Source organism: Microvirga aerophila (genome assembly GCF_003332305.1).
Classification (GTDB): Bacteria; Pseudomonadota; Alphaproteobacteria; order Rhizobiales; family Beijerinckiaceae; genus Microvirga; species Microvirga aerophila.
The window spans coordinates 1-5,394 of sequence record NZ_QOIO01000128.1; the positions used below are offsets into that span (position 1 = coordinate 1).

Consider the following 5,394-nt stretch of genomic DNA (forward strand, 5'->3'; position numbering starts at 1 on the left):
ACTTGTTCGAGCCTCAGGAGTGCTGGAACTACCTCAAGGCAGCCGGATATGCGTCTGTTTAACCGTCCGATGCTTTAGTATTCCCAGGCGCAGAAGCTTGTTTCGGCTCAAGGATTGGGCCTGCCGTAGACCTGCGGCTGCAACGGTTGGAACCGGGACCGCAACCAAACGTTGGTCGGCGATTACGACAGGATAGGATTTTCCCAATGAAGAAAGTGTTTCTCCTAGCTGCTGTAGCGCTCGGCTCCAGCCTGTTCGTTACGGCACCGACGGTGGCCCAGCCCCAGATTCAGCTGGGTATCGGCGCCGATGGCCGTCCGCAGCTCGGCGTTCGCGATCCCGAACGGGAGAGGTTCGAACGTCGGGAGCGCCGGCGTGAGCGCGAGGAGGCGGAACGTGCCCGGGCCTACGAGGAGGGTCGCCGGGACGCCGCGCGCGCCGGCCGTTACGGCGACAACTGCCGCAACATCACCATCGAGGAAGAAGACCGCCGCGGCCGCCTCGTGACCCGTCGCATTCGACGCTGCGATTAATCGATTGCCGAACCCTCGCTACGAGCGAGGGTTCGATATCTCAGCCGTCAGCTTAGGCAATTCCTTCGTCATCCAGGCGACCATCTGGTCATGGGTCCTCAAATGGTCGGGCATCGGGATGAACGGGCCATAGGACTCGTAAATCGCAGGTTGGTCCCTTGCGCCCAGGATCGGATCGAGATCGCCCTCCATATCCGTCGGCGACACTCCGTCGCCAACCCATAGGAGAAGGATCCATAGGGCCGTGATGAAGCCTGCGATAGTCGCCAACAGAGCTATTGTTACATTCGCGATCAACGTCTCGCCCCGGCCGCAACGCGGTTTATCACGCAACTCAACTGAGCCTTTTATAAGGTGTAGGTCCGGGGATCGGAAATCCAGCCCGCTTCCGGTTCAGCCCCTGTAGAAGCTTTGATCTCGCCAGTCATGGTGGGGACAGGAGGGCTAACCCTCACGCTCCTGCAATGGCGCGCCGCCTTGCGGAACATCCCAAGCTTGGCAGCGTTTTTGAGCCAGAGAGTCGCGGAGAGCTGCTATGGGCGCTCGTCTAAAGGCCACGATTGCTGCGCTGGTCTTCTCAAGTTCTTGCGTCGCCGGCTTCTGGAGCGCCTCGGCGGCGGACTTCCCCGAAGGTTACAACTCGGTCTATCCGCCTGCGCGGGCCTATCGGTCCGCTCGCCAAGTCTGTGTTGCCGAGCATGGTCCCGATGCGCCGCCTTATGGCTATGGCTGTCTGGATCATTGGGTCAGGATTCGCAGCACGCGAGACGTGATCCAAGACAATGGGTATGGCTACACGGTCACCTCTACGACGGTTCGCCGCCGCTATCCGCCGCAATATTACGCGCCTCATTATGAGGTTCTAAGCACGTATGAGGGGAGCGGCTCGATCTATGGCGATCCATCGCCGCTCGGCTGCCCCTCCTGCGAGTAGCGCCAAGCCTGCGGCCCACTCATATGAGCGGGTCGCACGGCAAACTCTCCACTCGTTCTTTGGTAGTGGCGGCTCATGTCTGAAGCGCACTGACCGCCAATTGATTGCTTGGGCGAGAGGCTGGGTGATCTCGGCCACTAGCGCTTTGCGCAGACCTGTCATTCGTCCTCGTCGGACGCGGCCTGCCACGAAGCAATCTCTTCAGGCGTGGCCTTCCTCTTGCTGACGAGGTCTGCGAGCAAGTTTGCCGGAAACGCAATGCTCGTTCGCGTGCCCCGGACAAAGTTGTCTTCGTCAAGCTCCAGCAAGCAGATGACCAAGCTCTCAGGCTGGTCCGGATCGTACTCGATATCAAAGGAACGGAACGGATCCTCCTGTCCATTTTCGTTCATGGCCGGCACATTGAGTGAAACGACACGGTCATCGGGGCCGGAGAAACCGAAACAAGCTCCACGAGTCGGGCGATCGAGCATCTTCATGTCAGAATCCTTCATTTATTGTCAGCGCATTGTGTGTTGATTGCGAGATACTGACTTACTGCTGCTCTCGGGATAACTTTTCATTGCAACTGGCACAACGCGATCGACTCGCCGAAAGACCCTATGGGAGCCGCTGGCGGGATTGCGCATGAACCTGTTGGCAAGACGGAATAGAAGGCTTGGAGCAAACGAAACTCTTGTTGGGATCACCAGTAAGATTCATGGCGAAATTGTGCATTGACGTTAAAATGACACGATTTCTCCGGTGGCGGAAGCTGTGTTTTTGCACATTAGAAGGCATCCGATTGCATAAAAATGAGTAGTCACAAGACAATACGCCCTGATACAGTAAATATGCCTATCAAATAGGACACATATTCTAAGTAATCGCCTCAGCCCTGAACAACGTCTCAAACAAGGCAAAATCGTGCCCAGCGAGAATCTCCATGCTGGCTAGAGTGAGAGGCGCGGGTGGAGCAGCCGAGTTGGAACCATGAAACCGTTCTAAAGATTGGAAAACCCACCCACTACCGCGGCGCTTGACGAGAATGGCCAGTCAGAAGGATACCGACCAGGACACTTTGCTTGAACAGCAGCGGGTGCTGGCAGCGTTCGGAGACTTTGCGCTTAAATCCGAAGTCCCTGACGATATTCTCGACACAGCCTGCACACTCGTCGGTGGGGCGCTGGATACCGAACTTGCAAAGGTCATGGAGCTTCTGCCTGATGGAAAGACCTTCAAGGTTCGAGCGGGCGTCGGCTGGAAGCAAGGGGTCGTCAGGAAGGTGACGGTCACGGCGGCCGAGAACTCACCGGAGGGTCTCACCCTCAAGGATGGAGCCGTCATCTCCAACAACATCGAGCAGGAAGTCCGATTCGACTATCACGACTTCATGAAGGATCATGGGGTCAGGGCTTTTGCAAACGTTCTGATCTTGAGCAGCAGCGGGCGGCAGCCCTTCGGTGTGCTACAAGTCGACAGCCGGACCCCACGGGACTTCACGCAATCAGATGTCGAATTCCTCCGCAGCTATGCCAATCTTCTTGGGGCAGCCATCGAGCGCTTGCGTGTCGTCGATGAGCTGCGGGCTGCCGTGAAGGAGAAGGATCTGTTGATCAATGAGCTCAATCACCGGGTGAAGAATACCCTCACGACTGTCCAGTCAATAGCCTCTCAAACACTGCGCAATGCTCCAACGATCGATCATGCATCGAGCGCCATGGAGAGCCGCCTCATCGCGCTTTCCCAGGTTCACAATATCCTCACGGTCCAGAGCTGGGCTGCGGTGGAGCTCCATGACATCGTCGGCCAAGCCGTGGAGCCATACCGCAGCCGTTGGGAGGACCGTATCCACGTACAAGGTCCAAAGGTGCAAGTCCCCCCGCGGATGGCGTTGGCTCTTGCGATGGCGTTGCAGGAGTTGGCGACGAACGCGGTCAAGTACGGGGCGTTGTCCAACGGCGTAGGACAGATCATGGTGCACTGGAAACTGCACGGCCCAGGCCTGCCGCGGCGATTGCATCTGAGGTGGGAAGAATCCAAAGGGCCACCCGTGCACAAGCCCGCCCGGCGCGGCTTTGGCACACGGCTTATCGAACGAAGCCTAGCCCACGATCTCGACGGCGAAGCGCGGATCGAATTTGAACCGGCCGGCGTCGTGTGCTCCGTCGACGCGCCTCTCGCTGGATAGTTTACATCCTCCCCAGCAAGCAAAAGCCGCAGCGCTTTCCATCCGCCGCGGCCTGCTTTTGACAGCCATATGTTGGCCCTCAGGCTGGAACACTTACTGAGCAGGCTGTGCGTTTTGCGAGTTGGACGGGGTCGACGCTTCCGATGCACCGCCGGCAGGCGTTGAGGTGGCTGCGCCTCCGCTCCCGGTGAGGTAGCGCCTCGTGACGATGTCCACACGCTGGCCGTTGCCGGTGATGCGGGTATTCGAAGCGGCCGGCGGCCAGGGATCGGCGATGTGAACGACCTTGTTGTGCGCCACTGCATCTCCGGCCGACGGCGTGATCGTGTCGCTGTGCTTCATGTAGTCCGCGCATGCGCCCAACGCGAGCGCTGGCAGGAGTACTGCTCCGACATGGAGCAGCCCCTGACTGGCCAAAAGCGAAACAACTAGTTAGTCTCAGTAGGCTGCTGCCGTCTTTGCCGCTGGTGGCGCTCATGGGTAGCCTATACCGGACTTGCTTGCCTTCTCTGGTGTTCTTTGTAGGAAATTGATTGATGCTGATCGGTGGCTTCCCGTGTCTGAAGACAATCACTTAAGATCTCGGGAGGCAAAACATCAGCCGCTCCGGAGGGTTTGCGCCGGAGGAACGGATACATCAACTGGGATAGGTACATGCGGGGAACCGGATCATCAGTTCCATACCTGCTTGGCATCCGTCCTTGTGGCATGTAAGCCGTCCGAAATAGAACATCGAGGATGGAGAGTTGTCCCGCAAAGTTCTTGTCATATGCCTCCCTCTGGTTAGCGTGATGCCAATGATGAAACTCAGGTGAGGCTACGAGCCAGCGCAGTGGGCCAAACTTGATCTTGACGTTTGCGTGAAGCAGAATGGAGTGCCAGCCGTATATCAGTCCAAAAGCTGCAATGGCCACTCCAGAAAATCCGAGGGCAAAAACTGGGAGCAAGGAGACGCCTCTGGTGATGATCTGATCGACTGGATGCACACGGTATGCTGCAAGCCAGTCCAGTTCCTCAATGCTGTGATGAACAGCGTGAAACCTCCACAGCCATGGAATTTTATGAAAGGCGAAGTGTGCAACGTAGAAGCCCATGTCCGCGAGAAGGATAACTTCCAGCGTTTGGAGCCAGTACGGCTGACTGGCAACTGCACTCCGAATTGAGTCGGGAACCAACCATTCGGCCATCACAATAGTGCCGAGAATGATGAGCGAGACGCCGAGGCCGATGATAGGCGCGTTGGCGACATAGTAAAGCAAGTCATTTGCCCAGCCGCGTCGGAATAGCTTCTGTTCATGCCGTAGGGTAAGAAGACGCCCTGCCGGAACAAACACCGCAATGAGCAGAAGGAGGCGCTTCAAATCCGGAAGAAATTCCATTTCATCTACCTTCAGAAAACGCCTGGGACGAGCCGATAGCGCACTGCTAAGGCATACGCCTTGTATTCTGGGTCTTTGGAAAGAGTGCGCTCCTCGGCCAAGATCCGGAGCACCTGAAGCGTCCAGGCTCCTGAATAGATTGCTAAGTTCCAGACTGTCGAATTGAACAGCAGGAATCCCACCTGAGTCGCCACATATCCGATGTACATGGGATGGCGAATGAGGCTGTAGGGCCCTTGCGTTTTCACGCCGCGATTAGCCGCTGACCTGACCGGGATTTTGAACCAAGCGGATTGAGAGGCTACTGTATGCTTGCAGATGTGGGTAGCTGCTGTGCAATGGCCTCCAGTGTAACGGGTGCGGGCGGCCGGTAGCCCA

At 57.3% G+C, this 5,394-nt stretch carries 8 protein-coding genes; 3 read left to right on the forward strand and 5 right to left on the reverse strand.

All coding sequences use genetic code 11. The annotated features are described in order from the left end of the window. Positions 1 to 206 precede the first annotated feature (206 nt). The gene (locus DRB19_RS28780) at positions 207 to 533 is read left to right on the forward strand and encodes a hypothetical protein (protein ID WP_114189373.1); all 327 of its coding nucleotides are present in this window, start codon (positions 207 to 209) and stop codon (positions 531 to 533) included. Between the two features lie 18 nt (positions 534 to 551). On the opposite strand, the gene DRB19_RS28785 is transcribed toward DRB19_RS28780, so the two are convergent. Beyond that, entirely contained in the window at positions 552 to 803 is a 252-nt protein-coding gene (locus tag DRB19_RS28785) for a hypothetical protein (RefSeq protein WP_147023168.1), read from the reverse strand. Positions 804 to 1,068: 265 nt separating this feature from the next. Between DRB19_RS28785 and DRB19_RS28790 the strand changes: the two genes are divergently transcribed. Continuing rightward, entirely contained in the window at positions 1,069 to 1,467 is a 399-nt protein-coding gene (locus DRB19_RS28790; protein ID WP_114189375.1) for a hypothetical protein, read from the forward strand. A gap of 158 nt (positions 1,468 to 1,625) precedes the next feature. Here DRB19_RS28790 and DRB19_RS28795 read toward each other — a convergent pair whose 3' ends face one another. Next, positions 1,626 to 1,946: a hypothetical protein gene (locus tag DRB19_RS28795; protein WP_114189376.1), complete on the reverse strand. Its 321-nt coding sequence runs from the start codon at positions 1,944 to 1,946 to the stop codon at positions 1,626 to 1,628. 548 nt (positions 1,947 to 2,494) lie between these two features. Between DRB19_RS28795 and DRB19_RS28800 the strand changes: the two genes are divergently transcribed. After that, positions 2,495 to 3,637: a sensor histidine kinase gene (locus DRB19_RS28800; RefSeq protein WP_114189377.1), complete on the forward strand. Its 1,143-nt coding sequence runs from the start codon at positions 2,495 to 2,497 to the stop codon at positions 3,635 to 3,637. Between the two features lie 93 nt (positions 3,638 to 3,730). Here DRB19_RS28800 and DRB19_RS28805 read toward each other — a convergent pair whose 3' ends face one another. The 3 genes from DRB19_RS28805 to DRB19_RS28815 all read right to left on the reverse strand — a co-directional run. After that, the gene (locus tag DRB19_RS28805; protein ID WP_114189378.1) at positions 3,731 to 3,979 is read right to left on the reverse strand and encodes a hypothetical protein; all 249 of its coding nucleotides are present in this window, start codon (positions 3,977 to 3,979) and stop codon (positions 3,731 to 3,733) included. Positions 3,980 to 4,122: 143 nt separating this feature from the next. Next, complete coding sequence (locus DRB19_RS28810; protein WP_114189379.1) at positions 4,123 to 5,016, reverse strand: sterol desaturase family protein; 894 nt, start codon at positions 5,014 to 5,016, stop codon at positions 4,123 to 4,125. 11 nt (positions 5,017 to 5,027) lie between these two features. Next, positions 5,028 to 5,394: methyltransferase family protein (locus DRB19_RS28815; protein ID WP_162815947.1), on the reverse strand; the 367-nt coding region annotated here is incomplete at its 5' end.

Excerpts from the sequence above, each read along its gene's own strand:
- DRB19_RS28780 (WP_114189373.1), top strand. The coding sequence starts at position 207 with ATGAAGAAAGTGTTTCTCCTAGCTGCTGTAGCGCTCGGCTCCAGCCTG.
- DRB19_RS28790 (WP_114189375.1), top strand. The coding sequence starts at position 1,069 with ATGGGCGCTCGTCTAAAGGCCACGATTGCTGCGCTGGTCTTCTCAAGT.
- DRB19_RS28795 (WP_114189376.1), bottom strand. The coding sequence starts at position 1,946 with ATGAAGATGCTCGATCGCCCGACTCGTGGAGCTTGTTTCGGTTTCTCC.
- DRB19_RS28800 (WP_114189377.1), top strand. The coding sequence starts at position 2,495 with ATGGCCAGTCAGAAGGATACCGACCAGGACACTTTGCTTGAACAGCAG.
- DRB19_RS28805 (WP_114189378.1), bottom strand. The coding sequence starts at position 3,979 with ATGAAGCACAGCGACACGATCACGCCGTCGGCCGGAGATGCAGTGGCG.
- DRB19_RS28810 (WP_114189379.1), bottom strand. The coding sequence starts at position 5,016 with ATGGAATTTCTTCCGGATTTGAAGCGCCTCCTTCTGCTCATTGCGGTG.